A 24,307-nucleotide genomic window follows, 5' to 3' on the forward strand; every position below is an offset into this window, starting at 1 on the left:
ACATGGAAGACAATATTATAACATCCATCATTGGAGGAATCGCTAAGGACCATCGAGGACAGATCAGATTTGTTAATGATTTTGACATGACGCAAGTCAAACGTTTTTACATCATTAAGAATACAGATACAGAGTTGATTCGCGGTTGGCGAGCACACCGTATGGAACAGCGGTGGTTTTATGTATTGTCGGGATCGTTTGCAGTGGACTTGATACAGATAGACAATTGGGAAAATGCGTCGCCGGATTTACCTGTCGAAAAACGAATATTAAAAGCAGAGAAACAACAAGTGTTACATGTACCGGTAGGCTATGGTACCGCTTTTCAGGCGCTTGAATCGGAGAGTGAGCTGTTGGTCTTTGCGGATTATGGCATCGAAAATGCGAAGAATGACGATTACACTTGGTCGGTGGATTATTTTAAAAATAGGACTTAGTAAAAAAAATACTATTTTTGTGCAAATTTGAATATATTGTGGAGAGATTTTTGCTTATGCAAGTTCAACGAAATAAAAATTCTATGTCTAAACATATCTCTGGTGTGCTTCTTTCCTTGCTCACCATAACTGTATTATTTTGCACTTCCTGTGCGAGCAAAAAAAATATGGTTTATTTTCAACCCGATTCGTTGGAATTGAATACCCTTTATGAATTGAACGCCCCAAAATTACAACCGGGCGACATTTTGGCTATTTCGGTAACGGCGGATGATGTCAGAGCTACAGTACCGTTTAACCAAGTCTCACCATATCAGGGTGGAAGTGGAACGATCCAAGCGACAAATCCGTTTATTCCCACATATGCCATAGATGCCAATGGTGAGATTGATTTCCCTAAAGTGGGTAAGATTAAGCTTTCAGGAAAGACACGTACCCAGGCCATGGATGTATTGCGGCGGGAAGTGGGTAAATTTATAGTCGATCCGGGTATCTCGATGGTGGTTCGTAATTTCCGCGTGACGGTGTTGGGTGAAGTGGCCCGTCCAGGAACTTTTACGATTGAAAACGATCGGTTGACTATTATGGAGGCACTGGGTTTAGCTGGGGATATGACAATTTATGGTGAACGTAACAATGTGTTGGTGATTCGGGAGCAGGATGGCAAGAAAGAAGAGTTTCGATTGGATTTGAGAAAGAGAGAATCGATGAATTCGCCGGCTTATTATTTGACACAAAACGATGTGGTGTATGTGGAACCTAATGGTGCACGTATCCAGAATTCAAAATATACGGCCACGACATCTATTTTTGTATCGGTCGTCGGTTTGATCGTCACCGTGATATCCGTCGTGACCCGCTAACTAATTTATCGAAGAGAAGAAGCAAAAGCATTTATGGAGAATAACGCTTATCCCCAAGTAAAAGAATCGGACGACCAGGAACTAAACCTCAAGCAAATTTTTGAACAATATGCCTTTTATTGGAAATGGTTTGTCTTTTCCGTTTTGGCATGTTTATTTGTAGCCTTTGTCTACTTACGATATGCACAAAAAATCTATAACACTAGTGCAAAAATCCTTCTGCAGGATGAGAAGAAGGCATCAGGTGATATGGCGGGGCTTGCTGAGTTAGCCACGATGACCGGTATGGGGAGTTCTTCTGCTGCTTTCGTAAATGACCAAATGGAGGTGATTCGCTCTAGACGTTTGATGCGTAAAGTGGTCGATACGAACCGGCTTTATCTTTCGTATTACATGAAAGGGAATATCAAGTCGGCTGAAGTACTGGAAAGTCAGTCTCCACTAAAAGTGATGTTATTAGACCCAACCCATACACGTTTGGATTCGGTAGGGTATTCGTTCACTGTAACCAAGAAAGGCGAGACGTATAAGATCAAGGATGAGGAGGAGGGAACAAGCGAGTATACGTTAGGTAGTAAGCTTGTGACACCAATCGGCCCAATTAGTTTAGTGCCGCAGGAAAGCAATAAGTTTTGGGAAGGTGATTTGCAGATTACCTACCGCCCGGCGGATTATACGGTAGATATTTTACGCAGTGCAATACAGATAACACCGAACACAGACGCTCAATCGTTTTTGGTCAATTTCTCGATGGATTATCCGTTGATTGCGAAGTCGGAGTTGATTTTAAACTCGCTTATCGATCAATATAACCAAGATGTCACCTATGATAAAGCACAGGTAACCCGAGCTACCTCCAAGTTTATCACGTCTCGGCTAGACCTGATTTCCCGGGATCTGGCAGAAGCAGATTCCAAGGTAGCTGATTTTAAAGACCGAAATAGCTTGATGGATATGCAAGAGGAAGCGCGCTTGTATATGCAGAATGCGACAGAAAATGAGCGGAAATTGGTGGAATATCAAACGCAGTTGAGCATTGCCGATATGATCCGAGAGGAAACTGCGTCATCAGATTTTAAGCTGTTGCCATCCAATATCGGTCTATCAGATCCGTCCATACAGGCGAATATTGAAAATTACAACGCTTTAGTCCTAGAACGCGATGACCTGTTAAAATCGGCTACACCGGATAACCCAGTCGTACAGCAGTTGAACAACAATATTGCCCAAATAAATAAGACCCTACAAATTTCGCTCGACAATTATAGAAAAGTATTGCAGGGTAATGTAGATGCACTACAAGGGCAGAAAAGCAAGTTTGAGGGCAAGCTCAACCAGTTACCAAACCAAGAGCGTGGTTTTAAGGATATTTCTCGCCAACAGCAGATTGTGGAAACACTGTATTTATTCTTGCTACAGAAACGGGAAGAAACAGAGATTAAAGCAGCGGCTACGCCCGCAAACTTAAAAATCGTCGATGAAGCTTATGGCTATAAATTACCAGTTGCACCACGGAAAGTGTTAGTGATGCTTGGAGCCTTGATAATGGGTTTCTTAATTCCTTTCGGTATTCTATATATTCGATTCCTGTTGGATAACAAGATACACTCGCGCAAAGATATCGAAGAGATGTTCCATGCACCGATTTTGGGTGAGATACCGACTTCGGAGCATCCTATTATCGAAGATAATGATCGATCATCTTTGGCGGAGGCGATTCGTATTCTGCGTACCAATATTGCTTTTATGCTTGGAGCCGGCAAGAAGGATGAATCCTCGGTTATTTATGTCACCTCTACGACGTCTGGAGAAGGAAAATCTTTTATCGCAACCAACTTGGCGAAGATTCTATCCATGTCGGGTAAGAAAGTCTTGTTGATCGGTGCGGATATACGCTCACCGAAGGTCTTAGATTACTTAGGGCTATCGCATTTACAGCATACAAATATCGGTATCACCCAATATTTGGTGAATCCGGAGATGTCCGTGTCGAATATTGTGATCCAGAAACCGGCTCCGTATAACTTCGATATTATTTACTCGGGATATATCGCACCGAATCCGGCGGAATTACTCATGAATGGCCACTTTGCGGATCTAATCGCTTATGGTCGTATGCAATACGATTTTGTGATTGTGGATACAGCACCGGTCAGTATGGTAACGGATACCCTGCTGATTGCTGAGCATGCGGATATGACCATTTACGTAGCACGTGCGAATTATTTAGATAAACGCTTATTAAATATACCGAAAGAGCTTTACGAAGACGGAAAATTGAAGAATATGGCCGTTGTGATCAACGATGTGGACTTCAAGCGTGGTTATGGCTATGGTTACGGATACGGCTATGGTTATGGCGAAACACAGGAGGTTTCGTTACGCAAACGTCTTTGGAATATTATTAAAGGTAAGAGCAATAAACCGAAGCTCAGAGGCTAAAGATAAAAAATCATATAAATAAATACCATCCCGATGTTTTAAAGGCATCGGGATTTTTTGGCAAGCTGTTTTATTAATGAAAGAACCGTATGCTTAACGATAAACAAATCAAAGAGATTGCTGATTCGCTTCTGCCAACTTTTATTCCGAAGAACGAAGTAGAGACAGAATTGACCTTTAATTTCACCGTCCCGCCAAAGCACACATACAAGGTTTGGTACGAAAAACGCCAAAAAGCTTGGTCGTTTGTTAAATCTGAAAAAGTGCAGATTTTGGATACTTTATAAGTTCAATAAAATGGACTCGGTATTCTATAGTAATCGTCGAGGAACATTCAAATAGAAATACCCGCACGCTGTTCTTATGGGAAGCGATACGAGTATTGTTTTTAGTTTATGTGTTAGGACACTAAAACTTCTTGTCCCGCAGGCATTTTATCCGGATCTTTTTTCAAAATAACCGTCAAGATCCCTTCTTCATAGCTCGCGTGCACATTTTCAAGTCGTAAATCGTCTTGTAATCGAAATGCACGTTTAAAAGCACCTAGGTGTTGTTCTTGGTAAACATAGTTTAACCCAGGTTCTATTTCCGCTTCTTTGCAAGTAATCGTGAGCACCTGCTCGGTGATATTTACTTGAAACTGATCTTTTTTTCGACCTGCGGCAAATACTTGTATTTGATAGAATTCATCATTCTCCGCGATATTTACCGGAATATAAGCTTTCTGATCATCTTTGCTGGCAAAAGGAGCTGAATCGTTGAATAGGTGATGTTGTATTTTTTCAAACTTTCTTCTAAAATCGCCACGGCAGTCCCTGCCTAGGTCTTGATTTACGCTGTGGTATGCATTTTTTCTAAACATTTTTTTTCTTTTAATACGTTAATAAATAGGAACAATTTTCGGGGTATTCGCCGGTAAAGAATTCTCTAATGGCGTAACTGCATGTTGCGGATTGCTATGCGCATATAAGCCAGGCTGTATTGCTCCTTGTGGCATAGAAGCCGCTCTCATTCTGCGCTTCTGGATCCGTGTGTACACTAAAGTACCGATTGTAAATAATGCCGTTGCGAGCAGGAGAATTTTAAATATCGCCCCTATCACGATGGTAACTAATCCAGCTACTGCCGTTATGACGAGTAATCTGGGGAGCAAAAATTGAAATTTATTTTTCATGTTTTTTAAATTATTTATTTAGTAAAGGCCTTTGTCGTAGTAGACGTACAATAGGAAGCTTTTACTTTAAACTTTTTGAAATTTTTTCCAATTTTTTTCCAAGCCTAAAATTTACAATGTGAATCAAAGCGTCGCTTCCACTCCTCACGCAATCGCTGACGGTCTTCTTCCGAAATGTCTTCCCTATTCATATTGCGATTTTTAAATCTCCTTCTGAAACCACCCGGCCTGCCGAATCCCCGTCCAAATAATAATTTAGATAATAGGAATAACCCAAGGGCTTGCCAGTAACTAATCGCTTTAAACCCAAAGATTTCAGGGACTAAAGTATTCCATAAAAATTGGAGCAGGGCAATTACCAGGAAGAAGAAGACTACGATGGCGAGTCCTATAAAAATCTTTTTACCCTTTCTTTTACTATTCATAAATCTTTTCATCACTGTTTAATTTTAAGCATTTAACTCCTCATACAACCCTCTCAAGCGAAGACGCAAATGTTTAACAGCATAGCTTTTTCGACTGATAATGGTTTTAAGGTTCTCATTTTCTTGATTTGCAATCTCTTGGAGGGTCATATCCTCGATTTCATTCATTACAAAAACTTTCTTTTGCTTCTCCGGCAACTCTTCCAGGGCTTTCATCAACTCATCCCAAAAAATCTCTTTGAACATCTTGATTTCCGGATTACTGGATTCATCAGCCATTAGGAGATGGGCAATGGGGAATGATTCATCATCTCCTTCATCAGTGAGTTCTTCTAATGATTCATTCTTCTTCTTTCGATATGAGTCTGTAATTTTATTTCTAGTTACCGAGTACAGCCACGCCCCAGCATTGCCCAGATCGTCTATATTGGTAACCCTAGAAAACTGATACCAAACTTCTTGCAGAATGTCTTCAGCTTCAGCAGTACGCTTGACTCTCGCTTTCACGAAGCGCAGTAATTGGGCACTATAAGTCTTGACGGTTTCTGTAAAAGATTTTGTATCTCTTGCTGACATTATTTGTTGCTCTGCCCGGTCCATGTATACGTAGACGAATCCAAAAGCATTTTACTTTAAATAAGCTGCATATTATTTAAATATATAAAATTTATGGTGGGCATTTCAAAAATTATTCCCATAACTATAACTTTCGGCATTTCTAAATAAGTTGTAGGTTTGATTATAATTCTATACATTTTTTGCTAAAGTTAAACTTATAACTATAGAAAATGGATCGCACACAAGCTGATGTTATTTCAAGGCCAATATATCGCAACCGTATTAAACCTTTTATCGGTAAAAACTTGATAAAGGTCATGACTGGGCAGGAAGTGACTAAAGCTCCGTCATTAAAAAATCGATAAGGTTTTTTTGTAATATCCCGCCGTGATTGTTTCCTAGTATAGGATCGTTAAACGTAACGACATATTTTGGATAATTGTCGTCAATCTCTCTTAGATTTCCGAACTCACGTGCTATTGTATCTTCGTGCATAAGTGTTAAACAGGCCTGCACATAGACCTTTGCTCCATTTCGCTCGCCCATGAAATCAATCTCTCTGTTCCCTAATTTACCGATATATACCGTGAAACCTTGGTGGATGAGATGCAGGTAGACCACGTTTTCCAATAGTTTATGCAGGTCTGCTCGTTGGTTGAAGCCAATGACGGCGTTCCGTAAGCCTATATCCTCAAAATAATATTTTTCGCCTATCTCAAATATTTTTAAACCTCCTATTTCTGACCGCAATACTTTATGAACAAAAAAAGCATTTGCTAGTGCTTTGAGATAATTGATGGTCAATTGGGGCGAGATATCTACACGCTGTGATTTCAGATATTTACTGATGTTGCTGGCTGAGAAGAGCGCTCCAATATTGTTCGATAGGTACGATACTAAATTTTCCAAGAAGGAAACGTTGCGTATATTTTCTCGCGCAATAACGTCTTTCAGTAGAATGGTTGAATATACATTCCGCAAATATTCAAAAGGTATGTCTTCTTGTAAACCTATGTTTGCCAAAAATGGCATACCTCCATATTTCAGATATTTCACCAAGCTTTCTATTGAGTTTTCAAGTGAATGAAACAGTAAAAATTCTTGATAGTTTAAACTGTGGATATGGAAGGCGACATACCGCCCTGATAGATGTGTCGCTAATTCTCCAGATAGCATATTGGCATTACTGCCTGTGCAGTATATATCACAAGTTCCTTTTGCAAGTAAACTGCGTAGCGTGCGTTCAAATGAAGTAACTTCCTGTACTTCGTCAATAAAAAAGTAATTCGGTTTATCATCAATCCACTTGTCTTCCAGGTACTTGTTTAGTTCGATGTTGCTTTTGATGTGGGCGAAGTCCTCCATCTCCATATTAATATAGACGATATTGGCTTCTTGATCCGTTTCCCGGATATGGTTCATCAGTTGCATCATAACATAGCTTTTTCCAACCCGCCGCTGTCCGGTTAATACTTTTATTACCGGTTTATCGATAAACGGTAGGATACGACTAGTATAGCGGGGACGATCTATTAGTTTCATGTATATCGTATATTTATAGCAAAAATAACAAAAGTTTCATGTATATCGTAAATATGTTTTGTTTTTTAACAAAGTTTCATGTATACCGTAATAGTAATAGTCTTCTTCGGCAACCTGTGTTAGCCAGAAACCGACATCGGTAATGTGCGAAATCTGACATTTCGGCTGTGAGACAATTTTATTGTCTATAAGTGTTAAAATTGGTGAAAAAGATTACTCTCTGGAAATCTTGATGAGCAAATATGGACTAATTGAAGAACTCCCGTCAAGCATATATAGCAAAGGGAACTTCGGTTCTATTTTTTTGGAAAAAATATTTGTTAGTTGTAAATAGCAACAATATTTTTAAAATAAATCCCATTTCTTTTGGCATAATAGAAAAGACGTGCAGATAGAGGCTGTGAAGGCTATTGTTTCGGGAGAATTGCTTCTGGAAGAAGCTATGAAAAAATATGACGTAAAAGATAAACGGACTATTTTGAGCTGGATGAAAGCCCTTTCGCCCTTAATTGAGCATGATGCAGGATGCCGGGATACAATAAAAGAAGAAATTGAACCCCCTCCCTATGTTCACGAATATGTCGTTAAAGAAAATCAACTATTAAAAAGGGTGATCGTTCTACAAGATCAATTGCGCGAGCTTGAAGAGAAAAATGCGCAGATTCAAGCGCATCGTAATCTCTTGATCGACAAAGTAACCCGATTGGAGCTCAAATTACAAACTCGAGAAAATAGGGAAGCAACGCCGGATGTTTAGCTTGATCTATTTATTAAACTTCTTTAAAAGCATCCGTTGGTGAGCGGGCGAACTGGTGTATTACGGGCTTGTAGGGCCAATCAAAGGATCGCTCTTACCTTGTTTGTCAACCTCAATGCGGCCTGCGAATTGCTCTGAGAACGCGGAAAAGTCTGCACAGCTAACTCGAAAATCATACCAGTAATCTTGTTGGGCGATATCAAAATAAAGGGTAATAGTTTCCTTTGCGTCCAACTTTTGCATTCTAATACCCTGTCCGTAACTGAGGTCTTCGAAAGAAAGGTGTAAAGTCGTATTATCTTGATTTTTACAGTAAAAAAACAGCCGCCCGGTAAAGGATGTTTTCGACTTGTTTGTCTCATACCCACATTGTATTTGAAGTCTCGGATTATTCGTATCCCCCTGGAAAGCGCGATAAAAGCCATTGGGGCCATGTACACGTAAATCATATTTTCCTGCGTCGAAAGCGTTAATCGGCCAGCTATCCGTCAGGTGGTCGCCGGCAGTTACGGCGTAATTGCGCGAAGTTCCTGCTTCGCAGAGATAGGGAGTTCCATGGTAAACAATAAATGGCGCACCGGCAGCGTGTGTAGTAAAGACGTTGTTGGCAGCCTCGAAGCGAATCTGGTAGCTTCCTTCCTGCCATTTGCCATCCACATAGAGCTCGTAGGGAATACGACAGGATGCGCGTTGGCCAGGCTCTTGTTTTGGGAAGTAGGGCGAATTGGTCGGGTGGGTAGCGATCATGCCGATATCTTTCGCCGTCAAGGCTTTGTAACCAGCTGGCAAATCCTTAAATTTCGCTTCATGGATTTTTTGGATGAATGCGCGTTGTTCCAACACGACAGGTTTTTCTATAGGCTCACCACGGTAAGGTCGAAAGGCAGAGGTTAGGTCGCCACAGACTGCCCGGCGCCAAGCACTTACATTGGTTTCCCGAAGCTCTTTTTTAACTTTATGCTGCACGAATTTTTCCAGAAATTGTAAGCTGGACGTATGATCGAATACTTGGGAATTGACCCAGCCTCCTCGAGACCATGGTGATGCGATGATCAGCGGTACGCGATAGCCTAGACCGATCGGCCCTTCGCGACCGCTCTCAGGATGGTATTGCTGGTCTCGATCAACGAACTCCTCTTTGGGGTCTATGGCAGGCGATACGCGGCCATTATCAAGCTTATGCGGATTGGGCACGGTAAAAGGGGGGATATGATCGAAATAACCGTCGTTTTCGTCGTAGGTTAGGATAAAGATGGTTTTCTTCCAGACCTCCGGATTTTGCGTCAAAATATCCATAATCTCGCTGACGTACCAGGCCCCAAACCAAGGGGAATCCGGATGGTCGGAAAACAGCTGCGGTGGAACAACCCAAGAAACGAGAGGTAACGTGCCGGATTCGACATCTTTGCGGAACTGATACAGGACATCGCCCTTGGGTACCTGTAGCATCCTCGATGCGGAACCCGATTGATACGCCATGGTTTCCAGCGCCATGTAGTCTCCCTGACCACTGTTGGTCACGAAGGCACGGCGATGTAGTTCTTTGGTTTTTTCGTCGAGTTTATCGAAGTTTTCAGGCGAATATTGTTGCAATTCCTCTAGGGTATGTTGTAATTGTTGCTGGAGTTGGGTCTGTTCTTCCGGATTCGTCATCTGCGCTATTTTCTGTTCCAGCAGGCTTTTTTTTTCGTTTAGGAGATGCCGGTACCGGGGGCTGTATTTCACTTCGTATTGCGGGAAGTATTCCATCGGGTTGCAACCGAAATTGGTCAGCCAACTGTTCGCTTCGCCGCTGTATCCCGCACTGCTGGAGGAAATTTCGTTCTGGTAAATCTTCCAGTCAACACCGAGCTCCGTCAATCGCTCAGGAAAAGTCTTCCAATTGGCTTTGCCGCTGAACTCGGAATCTCCATTCCATACCAAGGCTTTACCAGTTTTGTTTTCCCGGATATTGCCGGTCCAAAAATAGAGACGGTTCGGATTAGTGCCAGTAATACTCGAGCAGAAATGCTGATCGCAGATCGTAAAGGAGTCTGCCAAGGAATAATAGAAAGGGATGTCTTCGCGGGTATAATAACCCATGGTTAAGGGAAGCTCGGCGAATTCCTTAAAGCCAGACTTTTTAACGTCGAGCCAACGGTTCATTTTGCCTTCGTTGCGGGCATCTGTTTGATCCGTCCAGTTATGGGGCAGACACCCCATCCAGGTGATTTTGGAGTCATTGATGTCCAAGCGGAAGGGTGCATAGGTTTCGCCAGATTGCTTTGTTTGAAACCAAACCGGTTGTCCGTTGGGTTGTAATATGGCTCTGGGGTCGCTGAATCCGCGGACGCCGCGCAAGGTGCCAAAAGCATGGTCAAATGATCGGTTCTCCTGCATCAACAAAACAACATGCTCGGCATCGTAAAAGGTACTGCCCAGTTTCGGGTTTATAGCTAGAGCCCTTGCGATAGGGGTTGGTAAGACGTGCGAGAGGGATGCGCCTCCGGCAAGCATTGCCGCTTTTTTTAGGAAATCTCTTCGTGTATCCATCGTTCTTCGTTTTTATTATTTGATCAACCACATGGTGGCATTTACATTGTCACCTTCGGGATACTGGCGTTTAATAGCGGCGTCCAGATTATCTTCATTGTATTGCGATTCGGCAAGAGGGTATTGCCAGCGTTTAGGAACTTGTCCCCCGTTCAGTGTTCCAGGCCCCACACGCAAGGATGGAACGCCCGTACGTCGTTGCTCTAAAAATGGCTCCCATCCCGAATTCATGTAAAACGCGATATATTTTTGCGTTAATATTTTCGTTAAGGCATCACCGCCGGATAGATCGACTTCGTCTCCTTGAAGATAGCTGTCCACAGCTTCGTCATTAATTTGGTAAAAGGCCATAGATGCGCGTACGCCGTTTTGGTAATGCGTATTCCTGTCGCCTGTGATCCACCCCCGCTGTATTGCCTCAGCAATAAGAAATTCCTGTTCGGCATAGCTCAAGAATATCATAGGTTCATTGACCGGGTTGAGCAGGTCTACGTATCGTCTGGCAATCAGCGAGGATTGTGCCGCGGTCGCTTGCTGGTCTGCCGGTGAGAGTCCCGCATCAACACCTTTGTAGTTGGAAAATACCCCGGCTGTCATGCCGGCAATAGGATCTGCGAAAGCAAATAAACGGGGATCTTTGCGCAGCTGCAACATTTCTACAAACGACTTTTCGAGCGATACCAGTGTCGATACACTGAGGTGTCCTGCGGTAGGATAGTAATTTGAAGGATCCGAATTATTAAATTCTAGTTGCGCATTATCATCGATTCCAGACATCAAGGGATATTTAGTCGGATCTTGGATAATTCGCTGAAATTGTTCTTGTACATCAATTGCGGAGTCTCCTGCTCTTCTGGAAAGATGGATCAAGAGACGTAGGCGAAACGCATTGATGAATTTCTTCCATTTGCTTACATTGCCTCCGAATACAATATCGCCATCCACTGGGCCATTCGCTTCATCCAACAGGTTGTTCGCGTCCTCCAATTCCTGTAGCAAGCCGATGTAGATATCTTCTTGTTTGTCGTATAAGGGGGTGCGTCCGTCATCTTCTGCCTGCAGGGCGCCCGCGTAGGGTATATCGCCAAAGGTTTCCGTCATCTGACTAAAATAGATGGCTCGGAACAGATGGGCAATCCCTTGGAGATTTTGGTTGTCCACACTAAGCTCTTGTAGTTGTTGGACTTGTCTCAGACCATCATAACCAGCATAGGAGCCTCTGTTCCAGTTGTAGTTTACCGATTCGCTAGGGCGTTCGTAGTAGGTCAGGTGCCTTGAAGCATAGGCCGCATTGATGGGGTTGTTGTTAAAGATATTTTGACAAATATACGTCATTAACAAGGCTGGAGTAGCTTTGGTAGGCTTGTTGGGGTTGTCTTGGTAGTAATCAAATTTTTTGCAGCCACTAATAAGTGCGGTCAAGCTAATGGTCAATATAATAACTATTTTTTTCATGGTATGTTCTCGATTTAGAATTGGAAATTGACATTGAAACCTATATTGCGCACGGTAGGCTCTGCAATCTGTAGTCCGCTATAACCATCAGGATCCATATAAGGAACTTTTGACCACAATAATAGGTTGCGGCCTACTAACGACACCGTGGCAGATTTTATGGGGGTGCGGGAAAGTAGCTTTGCCGGCATGCGGTAGCTTAGCGTCAGTTCTCGGAGTTTTACGAAAGTGCGATCATACAATACCGATTCGTCGATACCATTGGTATAGGTGGCAAAAACCCAATCGATGTAATTGACCGCTGTGGTGTTGGCTTCGAAAGTACGTGTGTCGCTAATGATATTTCCTTGCGCGTCGTAGCTTACATCTCCCCCCGTCTGTACAACTCCGCCGGCTAAGTAGGTTTTCTCACCGAGATACGCCTCGTCGCGGTAGTGGCTTGCAGTGGTGGGATGCATGCCTCCTTCAAACATTTTTGCTTCCAGTCCATTGTTCATCTTGCCGCCTATACGACCGTCGATGGCAAACGATAGTCCAAAGTCTTTGTATTGGAAGCTGTTGAGGAAACCGAATTCCCAGTCTGGCAAGGTGTAGCCTAAATTCACTTCTTGGTTGATATATTGCGGAATACCATTTTCATGGATAATTTGCCCATCAGGAGATTTCTGCCAGGCCCATCCACGGTAGATGTCCATACGCTCACCTACCTTGACGCCACCGCGTAGCTCTTCGCCGCCATAATATTCGAGTACTGTGTTGCGTAGTCGCGAGTAGTTAATTGTCGTATGCCATGTAAGGTCAGCCGTTTGTATCGGCGTACCTGTCAACACGACCTCTATGCCTTTGCGACGGTATCTGTCTCCGTTGAGTTGCAGGCTGGAGAAACCAGATGCTTGTGACAAAGGTACTTCGACGACATTATTGGTACGGTCATAACTGTAGTAGGTAAAGTCGACACCAATCTTGTTTTGGAATAGGCGTATTTCAGCACCGTATTCCTGGGATATGGTTTTATTCGGTTTCAATCCGGGCTGGCGCAACGTACCTGGTAGGTATAGGGACGGTGTTCCATTCCAACGGTTACCGATTTCGTAAGAGAACAGGGCACTATATGCGGCTATATCGGTGGTGGCATCGGTAACCGCACCCCGAAGCTTGAAAAACGAGATGGCTTTTGGAAAATGAAAGATTTCGGATAGAATGACACTTAATGATGCGGAAGGGTAAAAATAGGAATTATGAGGTGCTTGTAGAGCCGAGGTCCAATCATTTCTACCTGTCAAGCTTAATGTTGCCATGTTCCGGAAACCTAAGTCTACGTATCCGTACAATCCATAAACCTGCTTTTCTGTACGGCTATTGCTGGAACGGACCGGGTCTCGGGAATTGTCCAGATTGTACCACTCAGGAACAGAAAGACCTCCCGTTGTCTGAGATTCCAAACTATTATAGTGGTCGAGGCGAGCACTCGCTCCAACACTTGCAGTAAGACTAAAATCCTGCGAGACTTGTTTATCGTAGGTCAGCAAGGCGTCGCTGATGAAACGCATGCGATTATTGCGAGATACACTATAGTTACCATAAGGAGCTGCATCCGTTCCGTAGTTGATATAACTATATGGGGTACGGCTTTCGCTGTTTGCAAAATTACTCGTGATCCCTCCCCGGACGAGTAGTTTCAAGTCGTCATGGAAGGTGTAGTTGAGGTTACCTTGCGACACGATAACGTCGTTGTTGTATAGCCTTTCTTTTTCGTAGGCCAAAAACCACGGATTATTGTACCAACTGTAATTGTACGTTAGCTGCTCTAAGCCTTCACGGCCAGCTTTCCAATATTGGCGCATGTCGCGAATGTCCACATCCGGGCCCATCCACAAAACGATGTTGTAGAAGTAGTTGTCTGGGGAATATTCGCTGTTAGGGTAATTAGGTGAGTATTGTTTGTTGTATGAAAGGGTCGCCTCCGCGCTAAGCTTATCGTTCAATCGGAGCTTGCCCGCCAGGCTGACTGTGGTCGAATTGAGTTTGGTGTTGGGTACTTGGCCTTTTTGATAAATATGGGATACAGACATTCGATAGTCGGATTTTTCCGTCGATCCGGCGAGGCTAACGTTGTGTGTCGTAATAAGTCCCTTATCGAGGAAATTGTTCAGGTTGTCCTTACCGCGGCTGATCCAAGGGAGGGCTACCAATTCGTTGGTTTGAGGGTCTTCCGGGCTGTTATATTGCGTGATTTCGGTGTAGCCGCTGCCGGTCGTTGGATCCAGTTGGTCAAGTTTGGGACCCCAGACATAGCCATATGCATCATTGATGCCGCCTCCTTTACCGTCGACAAAAGCATACTGCCCGTTGAACCCCATTCCATATTGCTTCTGTGTTTCGGGAATGCGTAAGAAGCCCGCTTGAAATTCTGTGCTTGAATTGTAGTTGAGCTCTATGCCTGCTTGTCCTTTCCTTCCTTTTTTAGTAGTGATCATTATGGCGCCATTTTGTGCCACCGAGCCATAGAGGGCCGATGAAGCCGTGCCTTTCAAAACGGTTATATGCTCGATGTCGTCGGCATTTAGGCTCCACATATCGAAACCATCGGGTGCGGGTACGCCGTCGATAACTATTGTTGCCGTACCACCACGCAAACTGATTTCGGGGTTTTCAAATAGCGTACTTTTTGTTCTCACGGAGAGGCCGGCGACCTTTCCTACTAAGCTTGATGCAACATTGGCTTCTCGCGTAGTAGTGAGGCTTTCGCCCTGGACATCTTGAGCAGCGTAGGCGATTTTTCGCTTTTCTTTATTGATGCCCAGAGCAGTCACGACGACCTCTTCCATCGCGCTGCTTATTCGGCTCAACCTGACTTGCATACCCGTTGTGGTCGTTGGTATTTCCTGAGTCTCGTAACCTAGAAATGTAAACACCAACACGGAATTTGCAGGAACGGCAAGGGAGAAACGCCCTTGGTCATCCGTTTGGGTAGCGATATTTTTGTCGCTCTTTAAGTATACGCTGACACCGGCAAGGGGACCGTCTTCATCATGTACACTGCCCTGAACTTGTAATTGTGTTGCAGCCGGAATAACCGTAATGGTTCTGGCCATTTTCTTGTAGGCCATTCCTCGAGGAGTTAGTATTCGCGCTAACGTTTCCTCCAATGAAATATCTTTTACGTCAATATCTACAGGGGGTACACTTTTTACCAAATCGTTAGCGTAGAAAAATTTGTAATTCGTTTGTTTGCTTATTTGCTTGAATACCGTTTCCAATGGAGCTCGCCTAACGGACAGACTAATTTGTTGCCCAACGGTTTTGGCTTGAAGACCTATGGCAAACAACAGCAGGAATATGGCGGTTAATTTCATTTTTCGCAGCATTAATTGATTGACTTGACTGTAGTGACAGCGTCGCTTATTTTTTTTACGATCACAGTAATATTTCATAACTTTGAAAATAGGGTTGTTTAATTTTTTTAACAGCTTTGTTTAATCTTGGAGCGGAGGTGTTTCCACCACCTTCGCTTTTCATTTTGGCGTTATATCTTTGTCTTTGTCATTTTATCTATTGTTTTTTAGTTTAACAGTCAGGTGGTTTCCATTACGTTCGAAGTCAAGGCCTGCAACTGCAGAAAGCATGTTGAGTACACCGCTTAGATTGCTATTTCGGTCGATACTCCCACTATATCGCGTATCAGGAAGTGTACCGCCAATGCTGATCGTGAGATCATACCAATTAACTACGTCTTGTAATATTTTTGCTAGTGTTTCGTCCTTGAAATAGAAGTATCCTTCTTTCCACGCCGTTGCACTTTCTATATCTATACGGCGCAGCTTCAATCTGCCGTCGGAGGCAATAAAAACGTTCTCTCCGGGGCTCATCGTCAGCGTTTGCCCCTGATAATCAAGTTGTACGCGGCCTTCTACTAAAGTCGTAGCTATATGGGCTGGTTGATATGCGCGCACATTGAAAGATGTTCCCAAAACGGAAATATGGAGATCACCGGTTTGCACCTTGAACGGTCTTTTTTTATCTGGTCTTACCTCGAAAAATACTTCTCCTTCTATTTTTACAGAACGCTCGTTTTTCGGGAACCGGTTTGGAAAATAAAGTTTGGAATTGGCATTAAGCCATACTTTGCTGCTATCGGGTAGTTGCATCGCGAATGTTCCCGCTTTGGGTACATCCAATACGTTCCATTGTAAGGCTTCATCTTCGTTGCTTTCGCAGTAAACTAGTTTTCCATCCACGTAACGGAGTATAGTATTGTCTTTGCCCTGTATCGGATCATCGCTGTTGCCGAATTCATATTGCTCGCCGTTATATAGGGTTAGTCGCGCTTGTTCTTTTCCAGGAAGAATTTCTCCTGTGGAATCCGGTATTCCCTGCGCTACGAGTGGAAGAGGTGATTGCTTTTCTGCGTTTTGCCAGAAGGCAATGCTCGCGAATAGTAAGCATGCAGCGGCCGCACTCCAACGTATTATGTGTAGGTTTCTCTTCTTTTTTTTCTCTTCATTCCGCAGGGCTTCAAAGGTGCTGGACATACGGCGATCGACCTTATGGACAATTTTATCGATAGACCGGGATGATGAAGAGTCGGACAGTACAGCAAGTTCCTGTTCGATCATTTTTCGGAGCTGGGCATAGCTGGACGGATGACCGAAATATACCATGAGACGGTCAATCTCGTGTTCAGTGCAACGATTGTCGACGAATTTTTTAAAGAGCTGATGTATGTTTGTCTTTTCCAATTTGTGCTTTTATAGGTATTACGGTTTCATCGCAAAAAGTCACTACAGGAAAATGATTTTTTTTTTATCCGGCCATAGAAAGAAGGATAAAATAGGTAAGATTTGCCGGATTTTGTAGGAATAGCTGAATTTTCTTGTTGGCTCTCGCCAGGTGATTACTGATGGTGTTGGGGGAAATATGGAGCAAATCAGCTACTTCTTCATAGCTGCGACCCTCCATTTTGCATAGTTCGAATACCGTTCTGCATTTAGGAGGCAGGTCCGCGAGTGCTTTATCTATTAATTCTCGCTGATGTTTGTTTTCCAAAGCCTCTTCAATGTGCGAGTAATCTGTTTGTTTTAAGGTGACAAGGTATTGTCTATAATTTTGGTCGTTACTGATCTGCCGATAAAAATCCGCCACACTATTGGCTGCAATACGGTGCATATAACCTTCAAGCGAACGATTGGCATCGATCTTCGTACGGTTATCCCATAATTTGACAAATATATCGTGAAGTATGTCCTCTACTATATCGGGTGATTTCAATAGGCGAAGCAGTTTTTTGGCAAGCTGATATTTGAACGAGTTGTACAGCCATTCAAGAGCAGCAACGTCACCCGCATTTAGACGATTAATCCAGGAGCTATATTCTAAGTTTTCTTTGTTACTCTTCATGCCGCGAAACTATTGACTGCATATAAAATGGTTATTATGTTTTTGTCATCATTTTCTTAAGCTATGACATGTTCAAATCAAGGCCGGAATCGGTTGAATGGATCTTTTGGATCTTATCAAGTAGTAATTGTAACAATATTTTTTTAAAAATGCAAAAAAATACGTTTTCTTCATACATAAGTATTAAACAGGTCCGGCACCAGACCTTCGCTCCATTATGCCCACCCATGAAATCAATCTCTCTGTTACCTAATTTACCGATAAATACCGTGTAACCCTAGTAGATAAGATACAGCTAGACCACGTTTACCAACAATTGTCGCTGGATACTACGGTTCGATTTGTGCCAGTCATTTCGGTCAGATGATGCCAGCTGTTACGGTTCAAAAGATGCCATTTTAGTTTGATATTTATGGTTACCGTTACGGTTCGAATGGTGCCAATATCAATCAGGTCTTTTGCAGAACAGTGGTTTTAAGTAAATGATTACGTTTCGATTTGTGCCACTATAAGAGATCAAGAAACTACCTTGCCGCTTGAAAAAAAATATAGCGACATTGCCCATATCCTTGATCCGATGGACTTAAAACAAATAATTACATTACACTTAGACGGAGCGAGCAACCGAAAGATAGGCTCGACGCTTGGGATCTCCCGTAATACGGTAAACAATTATATGCAGCTGTTCGCAGCATGTGATTATTCGCTGGAAGAACTGCTTGCCATGGATACAGCAGGGCTATCCGAACTGTTTTCCTCGCATACGACCGTGGATACGGCACGGCACAACGAACTGATGCTTTACTTCGAAGGGGTGAACAGATCGCGGGACCATCCCGGCTTCACATTCCTGCACCATTACCAGCAATACGTAGCCCAGGCCCGGGAACCGTACAGTTATACACAGTTCCTGGAACACTACCGCCGTAAATATCCGCGCGAAAAAGGCTCGATGAAACTCGATCACGTTGCCGGCGATGAGATGTTCATTGATTTTGCCGGCAAGAAGCTCCATATTACCGACAGGGAAACGGGGGCACTTACCCCTGTGGAGGTATTCGTAGCGATCCTTCCCTGTAGCCATTACACCTATGTGAAGGCCTGCATGAGCCAGAACCGGGCCGAGCTGATTGCGTGCTGCGCAGATGCGCTGCACTTTTACGGGGGCGTTCCCAAAGCGATCGTTTCGGACAACCTGAAGTCTGCGGTCAACAGGGCCAGCAGATACGAAGCGGATATCAACAGAAGCTTCAAGGACTTTGCCCGCCACTACAACTGTGTGATCAGCCCCACACGGGGATATTCCCCACAGGATAAGGCCCTGGTGGAGAATGCCGTACATCTGGCCTATCAACGTATCTACTATCCCCTGCGGGAGATGGTCTTCTTTTCGCTGGAAGACCTCAACAGGGAAATCGGCATACTGCTACAGGGATATAATAACCTGCTGCTGCAGCGGAAGGAGTCCAGCCGGACTGAACTTTACCAGTCGATCGAGCGGCAGTATCTCAAACCGTTGCCCGGTACACCTTATGAGCTGAAGGACTATAGGAGGGCGAAAGTACAGAAGATGGGCTATGTCTATTTTTCGCCGGACAAGAGCTATTACAGCGTTCCCCACCGGTATAAGGGCAAGGAGACGCTGATCCATTACACAGCGGGCAGGATCGAGGTATTCCATAACCACCAAAGGATAGCGCTGCACCCGCGTAACCCTGTCCGGGGAAGCTATACCACCCAGAAGGACCATCTGGCCAGCACACATCGCTTCTACGCCGATTGGAACCCGGAGTTCTTCAAAAGAAAAGCTGCGCGGCACGGCGAACATGTGGTGGGATGCGTAGAAAAGATACTGGCATCACAGGACTACCCCGAGATCGGCTACAAACGTGCGCTGGGGGTCATCCAGCTATACCGCGCCTACGGATCCCAGCGGCTCAACGATGCCTGCAAAAGGGCACTGGATACGGATGCCTGTTCGTACACGCGCATAAAGAACATCCTGAAAAATAATATGGACAGGGTGCCACAGCCGGAACAGGGTGTACCCCATATTCCTTACCATGACAATATACGCGGCGCCTCCGCTTATGAATGACAATAACAGATAAAAAATAAAAATGAACAATCAGACAATTGAAAAACTGCGGAGCCTTCGCCTGGGTGCGATGGCTCGCTTACATCTGGAACATGTCCAGCAGAACAGGTTTGGGGAGATGACATGTGATGAATACCTCTCCCTACTGACCGACCACCAATGGGAAGACAGGGAAAACGCAAAGATTGACCGCCTGCTGAAACAGGCTGCCTTCAGGCAGAATGCCAGCGTTGCGGACATCAGTTACTCAGGCGATAGAAATCTGGACCGGAATATGTTCGCCAGGCTCGCTACCCTTGACTTTATCTCCCGGAAGGAGAATATCATTGTATGCGGGGCTTCCGGTACAGGAAAGAGTTACCTCTGCCAGGCATTGGGGCATCAGGCATGTATGACGGGGACAAGGACGTTATATGCCGTTACTGCAAGGATCTTTAAAAAACTTAGGTTGAGCAAAGTAGACGGAACTTACCTCAAGGAGCTGGAGAAACTGACAAAAGTGGACCTGCTTATTCTTGATGACTTTGGCCTGCAGGCGTTCGATACCCAGGATCGGGAAACATTGATGGACATTATAGACGACCGACATGCTAAAAGATCAACGATAATATCCTCTCAGATCCCCGTATCGGCCTGGTACGAAGTTATCGGTGGAGAAGGAACGATTGCCGATGCCATATTGGATCGGATCGTCAACTCTTCACACCGCATAGACCTTAAGGGCCAATCGCTCAGAAAAGGAATATTGAAACAGGAATAATAATAACTTTTTTATATAATTGTATGGTCTTTTATAGTGGCACGGTTTGACCGAAATCGCTGGCATGGTCCCTCCGAAATATCCACGGATATTCTTTACTGGCGCCCGCTTTGTTTTTGCCTTCATATTTGATTATCCTAATTGCTTTACGGGCAAGACCATCAAATTTAGATAAGTCCTTAGCAGCAGATATGGCTCCAAAGTTGGTTATGTAATACCCCTTACCATCTACATCTATGATCATTTTTTCATCCTCCAGCCATTTTAGGATTTCTTTAAGATCACCAGGGACCGGCCTTCCTAGAAGCTCTAGAATTTTGTCATATTCTAGTAATGTAATTACTTCAATATCATTGAGAAGTTTTGATGCGTGCAGCTCTTCCCAAGGGGGAGATTTACTATTTAACATTAGAGCACCAACTTCCTGACACGATGCTTTCCGAGTTGTACCTCCACTTCTAATAAAGGTGTCTTCTATGGTTTTATTTGCCAAGTGCACAGTTTAATTGCACTCTCATAAATATGAATGAAGAGTAATGATTGTTCCTTATACGTCTCGATACTGTGATCTATCCGTACAAGAGGGCTTACTCCATCTCTACATAAAGAGGAAAGTTTGTCTACAATTTCTGTAGCCTTAATCCTATCTATACCGATGAGTTCGCCAGTCTTATCATTAACCCCAAATACTAAAAAACCACCCCCCGGAAGATTTGAAAAAGAAGATATATGTTGGCATAATTTGTCGTTTTTTGGAGATAAGCTTGCTTTCCAATCTATTTCGTTCAATTCTAAAGCAACTTTACCCAAAGATTTATCTAGATATGTAATAGCCTTATTAACCCAGTTTTTCATTTTTTTTAACTCTAATTGGTTGTCTTCTTGTTTTCTATGATACTGCTCAATATCATCCCCCTCCCCTTAAATTTCCTCTTTCGTTCTCTCGATTTGTCATTGCTAGCCGTTCTTTCGCTCTTATTTCAATGTGGAAGAGGCCTTAATCCTACTCTGCTATAGCTGTCATTTTATAGAATTAACTGTCTGTAAAGATATTTTTTTACTCTCCTCCCCCCAACTGCAAGACTTTCTTGCCTGCTTCTGTAGTGTAATATTTTTGATCGTTAGAATTCGGTTGATCCTGTTTTTCGCGTTCTACCTTGAATTGTTCTAGCCTAGCCTGTAGGCGGGTTAGTTTATTCTGCATAGCTAATAATTTTAAGCTTCCAAAAACGAAGAAGCCCGCATTACGGGCGCTCTGCAGGCTTCTAACTGAATTATGAATTCCTAATGTCGTGAAATTTTTTTAAAGATGCAAGTTTTGAGGCGAAAAAGATACTTTTTATCACTAAACGCCTACTACCGGACGCTCGCCATCGCTATAAAAGTACTCGAAAAGTTGGCTGGGTTTTAGATTTTGCCACTTCCTTTCGTAATTGTTAATATCAATAAAATTCCGTAAGGATTTCCCTGATATTTGCTAAAATAATTAGCTTAATTAAGTATTGTTTGTTATCTTTGGTTTCTAATCATAAAATAACAGAATTATGGCAAATTCATCAAGGCGTATCGACGATCCGCTATGGAAATCAATTTTGGAGCAGACCTTTTCCCATTTTTTGAAGTTCATCTTTCCAGACGCGGAAAATGTCTTTGACCTAAGCAAACCGTTTGACTATCTGGACAAGGAATTTGAAAGTTTGTTTCCTCCGGCGCCCAATGGCAAAGGCGTGCGCTATGTGGACAAGCTGGTCAAGGTATTTCTCAAAAATGGAGGCGCGCAGTTTGTGCTGTGCCACGTTGAGGTACAGTCCAGTAAAGGCAAGGGCGACCTTGCCGAACGGATGTTCCGATATTTTTACAAAATTTCTGACCGCTATAAAGTACCTGTAACAGCCATAGCGATTCTGGCCGATGGTAACCGGAATTACCGTCCTACATTGTATATTCAGGAGTTTATGGGTACTAGTCTTCGTTATTCTTTCAACAGCTATAAGATTCTAGATCAAGATGAGTCGGCATTGCGGAGCAATACGAATCCGTTCGCCGTGGTGGTGCTTACGGCATTGCTTGCTATTGTGCATAGGAATTTGACGGATGAAGAGCTGAAAGAAATGAAGCATGACCTTTATGAGGAGATGATGAAGCGTAAAATGGACAAAAAGACGCGTCAGGGCATATACGACTTTTTAACATATTATGTTAGTTTTCAGAATCCAGAAAATTTCTATAACTTTGAGAAAGAGGTTGAAACAAAATTAGGTAGGAGTAATATCATGGGAACAAGAGAATATTTATTGGACAAAGCAAAGAAGCAGGGCTTGGAGAGAGGCAAACAGGAAGAACGTGCCAAAGCCGAGGCTGAAAAGTTAACGGAAAAGCAAAATTCTGCTAGAAAGATGCTGAGAAGTGGCTTTGATGTCGAAATGATCTCCGACATTTTGGGTCTATCCGCCAAAGAAATCGAGAAACTGAGATAGCTATTTTTAAGTGCATTATATAAAACAGGCGCTTTCCGATAAAGAAGGCGTCTTTTTTGTTTGAACTTTGATTAGCTTCGGTGCGCTCCCTCCGGTCGCTTTGTATGATTAACATATCGTCAGAAGCGGCGTAAAATTTCCTTCTAAGCTCCAACCACCGGACGCTCGCCATCACCGTAGAAGTAGTCGAAAAGTTGGCTGGGTTTTAGGTTTAGTGCTTTTGCAATTAGATATAATTCTGCGGCATAAGGTCTCTTCTTTTTATCTGTTAGCAACTTGTTAAGACGAACACCATCAATCCCCGTTTTCTCCTGAAGATAGCTAAGGGGCTTAAAATATCCGAATAGAAAAATTCCCAACTCCGATTGCCACTTGCTTTCGTAATTGGTAATATCAATATCTTTAAAAATCTCCGCACAAGAATCATCAAAATCAAGCGATGTGCATTTTATTATTTTATAAAACTCGTCAGCGTAAACCAATGTTCTATCCTCAATATAGTAGTTACTAACTTTTTCAGCAGAAAAACCAGTATTTTCGACAATATACTTCTGATTTATTTTATTCCTCACCAAATATCTGCCCAACTTCGTGTAATGACCCATCAATATTATTTTTCAATTATTTGTGTAAATATTTTCAAATCGTTGATTTAATTCATATATTTGTCTCAGAGCCATTAATTGGCTTGAGTCTCGTCAACAAAAACCAGCAAATTTTTACGACGCGAGACCTTTAGGAGCTATTTATCCCTATTTTGTATATTTGCAAAATGTGGGAAAGGCTCCTACTGGATACCGTGTCGGTCCTTGCTGGTTCCGTGTTGACGGTTGAAGGTAGGAGCCTTTCCTTTTTAGAGACCTCCTTTCTTCTCCATCAGACTCTTATTTCTTAACCACATTGATATATGATTATGAAAAGAAAAGAGTTTAAAACCGAAAACAAAGCACCAAACTCCGTAGGAGAGCATAAACCTCACCTTAGCCGAAAACTGCTTTTTAAAAATATAATCCGATCGCCGGAGTAGCGAATCTAAAGACATGGTGGGAGCGGTGTGCTAAATAGCAATGCCCGGTAGCACAAAACATTGCTCAAGGTAACGCCTTCCCACCTTTACCGACCACCATCAAAAGCCCCTAACCGGATTTTGGCAAATGGTCAGTCTATCTTTGAAATTCGCACTTTAAATGTAGATATATTTTGCCTAATTCCATAATCAAGGATGCATTTGATTGTTGTAACACAACAAATAGTGGTCGGTTTTGATAAAGCCGATTTAGGGATACGCCATGCAGAACCGATTATCGAAGGATTATGAAGACCATCTCTAGCGTATTCTTTTTCACCTTATTTACTAACCGCGATGCGGTAAAAGCTAGGACAGTGGGAT

The 24,307-nt window shown here is 43.1% G+C and carries 22 protein-coding genes; 8 read left to right on the forward strand and 14 right to left on the reverse strand.

What is annotated here, in order from left to right; genetic code table 11:
* Positions 1–2: 2 nt before the first annotated feature.
* The 4 genes from FXV77_RS06865 to FXV77_RS06880 all read left to right on the forward strand — a co-directional run bounded on the left by FXV77_RS06865 (position 3) and on the right by FXV77_RS06880 (position 4,029).
* Positions 3–437, forward strand: coding sequence for a WxcM-like domain-containing protein (locus FXV77_RS06865; RefSeq protein WP_148918481.1), 435 nt, complete (start codon positions 3–5; stop codon positions 435–437).
* 167 nt (positions 438–604) lie between these two features.
* Complete coding sequence (locus FXV77_RS06870; protein WP_246162319.1) at positions 605–1,300, forward strand: polysaccharide biosynthesis/export family protein; 696 nt, start codon at positions 605–607, stop codon at positions 1,298–1,300.
* 33 nt (positions 1,301–1,333) lie between these two features.
* Complete coding sequence (locus tag FXV77_RS06875) at positions 1,334–3,742, forward strand: GumC family protein (RefSeq protein ID WP_148918483.1); 2,409 nt, start codon at positions 1,334–1,336, stop codon at positions 3,740–3,742.
* A gap of 89 nt (positions 3,743–3,831) precedes the next feature.
* Complete coding sequence (locus FXV77_RS06880; protein WP_148918484.1) at positions 3,832–4,029, forward strand: hypothetical protein; 198 nt, start codon at positions 3,832–3,834, stop codon at positions 4,027–4,029.
* 113 nt (positions 4,030–4,142) lie between these two features.
* On the opposite strand, the gene FXV77_RS06885 is transcribed toward FXV77_RS06880, so the two are convergent.
* The 5 genes from FXV77_RS06885 to FXV77_RS06905 form a co-directional block, all read right to left on the reverse strand.
* A complete protein-coding gene (locus FXV77_RS06885; RefSeq protein WP_148918485.1) occupies positions 4,143–4,604 on the reverse strand; it encodes an Hsp20/alpha crystallin family protein in 462 nt (153 codons plus the stop codon).
* A gap of 18 nt (positions 4,605–4,622) precedes the next feature.
* A complete protein-coding gene (locus tag FXV77_RS06890; protein WP_148918486.1) occupies positions 4,623–4,916 on the reverse strand; it encodes a hypothetical protein in 294 nt (97 codons plus the stop codon).
* Between the two features lie 104 nt (positions 4,917–5,020).
* On the reverse strand, positions 5,021–5,353 hold the full coding sequence (locus tag FXV77_RS06895) for a hypothetical protein (protein ID WP_246162320.1): 333 nt from the start codon (positions 5,351–5,353) through the stop codon (positions 5,021–5,023).
* 12 nt (positions 5,354–5,365) lie between these two features.
* Complete coding sequence (locus FXV77_RS06900; protein WP_148918488.1) at positions 5,366–5,917, reverse strand: RNA polymerase sigma factor; 552 nt, start codon at positions 5,915–5,917, stop codon at positions 5,366–5,368.
* Between the two features lie 318 nt (positions 5,918–6,235).
* Complete coding sequence (locus tag FXV77_RS06905) at positions 6,236–7,441, reverse strand: ATP-binding protein (protein WP_148918489.1); 1,206 nt, start codon at positions 7,439–7,441, stop codon at positions 6,236–6,238.
* Positions 7,442–7,826: 385 nt separating this feature from the next.
* On the opposite strand from FXV77_RS06905, the gene FXV77_RS06910 reads away from it, so the two are divergent.
* Entirely contained in the window at positions 7,827–8,198 is a 372-nt protein-coding gene (locus tag FXV77_RS06910) for a hypothetical protein (RefSeq protein ID WP_148918490.1), read from the forward strand.
* 60 nt (positions 8,199–8,258) lie between these two features.
* Here the strand turns inward: FXV77_RS06910 and FXV77_RS06915 are convergent, their stop codons facing one another.
* The 5 genes from FXV77_RS06915 to FXV77_RS06935 form a co-directional block, all read right to left on the reverse strand.
* Positions 8,259–10,730 (reverse strand): phosphocholine-specific phospholipase C, encoded by a 2,472-nt coding sequence (locus FXV77_RS06915; RefSeq protein ID WP_148918491.1) that lies wholly within the window; start codon positions 10,728–10,730, stop codon positions 8,259–8,261.
* 15 nt (positions 10,731–10,745) lie between these two features.
* Positions 10,746–12,185: a SusD/RagB family nutrient-binding outer membrane lipoprotein gene (locus tag FXV77_RS06920; protein WP_148918492.1), complete on the reverse strand. Its 1,440-nt coding sequence runs from the start codon at positions 12,183–12,185 to the stop codon at positions 10,746–10,748.
* 14 nt (positions 12,186–12,199) lie between these two features.
* On the reverse strand, positions 12,200–15,541 hold the full coding sequence (locus FXV77_RS06925) for a SusC/RagA family TonB-linked outer membrane protein (protein ID WP_187444042.1): 3,342 nt from the start codon (positions 15,539–15,541) through the stop codon (positions 12,200–12,202).
* 192 nt (positions 15,542–15,733) lie between these two features.
* Positions 15,734–16,924, reverse strand: a complete 1,191-nt coding sequence (locus FXV77_RS06930; RefSeq protein ID WP_148918494.1) for a FecR family protein — start codon at positions 16,922–16,924, stop codon at positions 15,734–15,736.
* 64 nt (positions 16,925–16,988) lie between these two features.
* Positions 16,989–17,582, reverse strand: a complete 594-nt coding sequence (locus tag FXV77_RS06935; RefSeq protein WP_148918495.1) for an RNA polymerase sigma factor — start codon at positions 17,580–17,582, stop codon at positions 16,989–16,991.
* A gap of 529 nt (positions 17,583–18,111) precedes the next feature.
* On the opposite strand from FXV77_RS06935, the gene istA reads away from it, so the two are divergent.
* Together istA and istB are read left to right on the forward strand one after the other, a co-directional pair.
* Positions 18,112–19,680: an IS21 family transposase gene (gene istA / locus FXV77_RS06940; RefSeq protein WP_246162322.1), complete on the forward strand. Its 1,569-nt coding sequence runs from the start codon at positions 18,112–18,114 to the stop codon at positions 19,678–19,680.
* A 22-nt stretch (positions 19,681–19,702) separates the two neighbouring features.
* Positions 19,703–20,440, forward strand: a complete 738-nt coding sequence (gene istB, locus FXV77_RS06945; RefSeq protein WP_148918496.1) for an IS21-like element helper ATPase IstB — start codon at positions 19,703–19,705, stop codon at positions 20,438–20,440.
* A 31-nt stretch (positions 20,441–20,471) separates the two neighbouring features.
* Here the strand turns inward: istB and FXV77_RS06950 are convergent, their stop codons facing one another.
* The 3 genes from FXV77_RS06950 to FXV77_RS22035 all read right to left on the reverse strand — a co-directional run bounded on the left by FXV77_RS06950 (position 20,472) and on the right by FXV77_RS22035 (position 21,644).
* On the reverse strand, positions 20,472–20,933 hold the full coding sequence (locus FXV77_RS06950) for a hypothetical protein (protein ID WP_148918497.1): 462 nt from the start codon (positions 20,931–20,933) through the stop codon (positions 20,472–20,474).
* Positions 20,915–21,295, reverse strand: a complete 381-nt coding sequence (locus FXV77_RS06955) for an AlbA family DNA-binding domain-containing protein (protein WP_148918498.1) — start codon at positions 21,293–21,295, stop codon at positions 20,915–20,917. The genes FXV77_RS06950 and FXV77_RS06955 overlap by 19 nt, the downstream gene beginning before the upstream one ends.
* Positions 21,296–21,497: 202 nt before the next feature.
* A complete protein-coding gene (locus FXV77_RS22035; RefSeq protein WP_187444043.1) occupies positions 21,498–21,644 on the reverse strand; it encodes a hypothetical protein in 147 nt (48 codons plus the stop codon).
* A 340-nt stretch (positions 21,645–21,984) separates the two neighbouring features.
* Here FXV77_RS22035 and FXV77_RS06960 point away from each other — a divergent pair, with 340 nt between their 5' ends.
* On the forward strand, positions 21,985–22,917 hold the full coding sequence (locus FXV77_RS06960) for an RpnC/YadD family protein (protein WP_148918499.1): 933 nt from the start codon (positions 21,985–21,987) through the stop codon (positions 22,915–22,917).
* 143 nt (positions 22,918–23,060) lie between these two features.
* On the opposite strand, the gene FXV77_RS06965 is transcribed toward FXV77_RS06960, so the two are convergent.
* The gene (locus FXV77_RS06965) at positions 23,061–23,522 is read right to left on the reverse strand and encodes a helix-turn-helix domain-containing protein (RefSeq protein WP_148918500.1); all 462 of its coding nucleotides are present in this window, start codon (positions 23,520–23,522) and stop codon (positions 23,061–23,063) included.
* Between the last annotated feature and the right edge of the window lie 785 nt (positions 23,523–24,307).

This window comes from Sphingobacterium phlebotomi (genome assembly GCF_008180195.1).
GTDB classification, from domain to species: Bacteria; Bacteroidota; Bacteroidia; order Sphingobacteriales; family Sphingobacteriaceae; genus Sphingobacterium; species Sphingobacterium phlebotomi.